This is a genomic window from Geomonas sp., from assembly GCF_056994735.1.
Map to the genome: position 1 here is coordinate 1 of NZ_JBXKJL010000376.1, position 2,448 is coordinate 2,448.

General features: G+C 36.2%; 4 protein-coding genes. All 4 read left to right on the forward strand.

The window, feature by feature from the left end; translation table 11 throughout:
* On the forward strand, nucleotides 1–438 hold a 438-nt coding region (locus AC11W3_RS16260), incomplete at its 5' end, for a hypothetical protein (protein WP_484093356.1).
* 26 nt (nucleotides 439–464) lie between these two features.
* Nucleotides 465–1,199, forward strand: a complete 735-nt coding sequence (locus tag AC11W3_RS16265; protein WP_484093357.1) for a hypothetical protein — start codon at nucleotides 465–467, stop codon at nucleotides 1,197–1,199.
* Nucleotides 1,200–1,216: 17 nt separating this feature from the next.
* Nucleotides 1,217–2,233, forward strand: a complete 1,017-nt coding sequence (locus AC11W3_RS16270; RefSeq protein WP_484093358.1) for a phage major capsid protein — start codon at nucleotides 1,217–1,219, stop codon at nucleotides 2,231–2,233.
* A 30-nt stretch (nucleotides 2,234–2,263) separates the two neighbouring features.
* A partial coding sequence (locus AC11W3_RS16275; RefSeq protein ID WP_484093359.1) for a hypothetical protein occupies nucleotides 2,264–2,448 on the forward strand: 185 nt, incomplete at its 3' end.

Below are 2,448 nucleotides of genomic sequence, written 5' to 3' on the forward strand. Positions count from 1 at the left end.
ATAGAACAGATACTTCAAAGATTTGAAGAAATGAAACAAGTACAGGCACAAGAAGCACAAGCTCAACAAGAAATGCAATTACAGCAGCAGCAGATGGCAGAACAGCAGAGACAAGAAGCAGAGATGGCTAAAATGCAAATGCAGCATCAACAGGAACTTGAAAGTAAACAAGTAGACCATGCAATGAGCTTACAGCAATCCAAAGTTGACAATGCTTTACAGACAAGCTCCAAAGATATACAATCAAAGGGAAATAGTGGTAGTGAAGATGAAGAAATGATGGCACTTAAGGAGGTTATGAAAGTAATACTTTCCATGTCTCCAGAAGAATTATCAAGTCTTATCGAATCTAATCCACAAATAGCACAGGTTGCTCAAATGCTTCAAGGTTTATCACCAGAAGAACTGCAGCAATTACAAGCTGAAATTTCCGAATAATCTAATAAGAACTCGGAGGGATATTAATGTTAAACATATTAGAAATTTATCTTGAATTGGCAGTAGATGGAGAGCCAAGTGTTGAGCCAACTCCTGTAGAAACGCCAGTTGTAGAACAAACACCAACGCCTACAGAAACTCCTAGCGAACAGTTCTTTGAAATTGATGGTGAAAAACTTACACCACAACAAATCAAAGAATACAAGCAAGGATATTTAAGACAGGCAGACTACACTAAAAAGACACAAGAAGTAGCAAATCAAAGAAAAGAATATAAAGAAGCCTTAGAGCTTTATGAATACTTTAGAGCTAATCCGCATCTAGCACAAAAGCTTTCTGAAATGGAAGACGAAGGTGCTAAAGATATAGATAAGGTGTACAAACCACAAGACCCTATGCTTGTTGAAATGAGCACTACAGTAAAGTCTATGCAAATAAACCATGAGCTTGAAATGCTTAAACTGCAAGACCCAAATATAAATGAGATTGAAATACTTAATCTTGCTAATGAAGAGGTTATGCCAATAAGCAAAGCATATCTAATGTGGAAAGGTATGAATCATGACAAGTTTCTTAAAGAGACACTTGCAAAGCATTCAGCAGAGCTTACAGAGCAAATAAAGAAGAGTAACGCAACAGTTACTACACTTATAAATCCAATGGATAAAACAAACGATGCTACCTTTGGTTTGTCGGAAGCTGAAATGAGAATGGCAGACAGACTAGAGATGACATATTCCGAATATAAAAAATGGAAATAATATGAGGTGATTAAACAATGATTGATGTTAATAAAATGTTAGACATTCTAGCAGAAATAGCTATTGATGGACAAGACGTACATCAAGAACTTAACTTTGGTGTGTTACTTGAGCCAAAGCTAAGAAAATTATTCTATGAAACTTATGATGAAGTGCCAGAGCAATACTCTAAGTTATTTCATGTACTAAGTTCCAAGAAAGCAAAAGAAACAGATTATGGTCTAGGAGCAATGTCTCCATGGACAGAGTTCGGTTCTAGCACATCTGCTGTAACCGGTTCTACTCAAATGCCTGTAGTACCTTATCAGACAATAGACCCAGGTCTTGAAAGAACTTATGTACATAAAGAATTTGCAAGTGGATTCATTGTAGAAAGAAAGTTTGCTGATGATGAAATGTATAATGTAATTGAAAAGCTACCTAAAGACCTTGCAAGAGCAGGAAGATATAAAGTTGAAACAGATGCAATATCACTATTCAATAACGCTTTCTCAAAGGATATTGGTGGAACAGGAAAGTCTGCAATATATGATGGTCTTCCACTTATTTCAGCAGCTCACCCAATCATAGGTTCTAGCGTTGTTACTGAATTTGGTACAGGTGTAGCTTCTAACTTAGTTACAGGAGCACTTTCAGATGTAACTTTAAAGCAAGCTATAATCCTTGGACAGAGACAAATTGACGAAGCAGGAAAGTTAATTCAAATGCACTTTGATACTCTAGTAGTACCTCCTGCATTACAGTTCTTAGCAGAAGAGCTTCTTAAATCTTCACAGAAGATTGATACTGCAAATAACAACGTTAACGTACTTAAAGACGCAATGAAAGTTGTTGTAAATCCATTCTTAACTGATTCAGATGCTTGGTACATAATGGACAGCAAGAGACATCAACTTAATTACTTCTGGAGAGTTAAGCCAGAATTTAAGAGAGAAGAAGACTTCAATACACTTGCAAGTAAATACAGAGGGTACTGTAGATATTCATTTGGTTGTTCGGATTTCAGAGGCATCATTGGTAGTGCTGGAATTTAATGGTAATGAACAATAATGGAGGTATAAAGCATGGCAGTAACTAATTTTGATAAACTAGCTATAGGTGTTGATACTGTATTGTTTGTCAATGCAGGAGCACCTACTACAGAGGGAACAGGATTTGCAGGAAAAGGTTCTATATGTGTAGATATTACAAATGCAAATTTGTATGTAAACGCAGGAACTATAGGAACACCTTCTTGGAAACTTGTAAC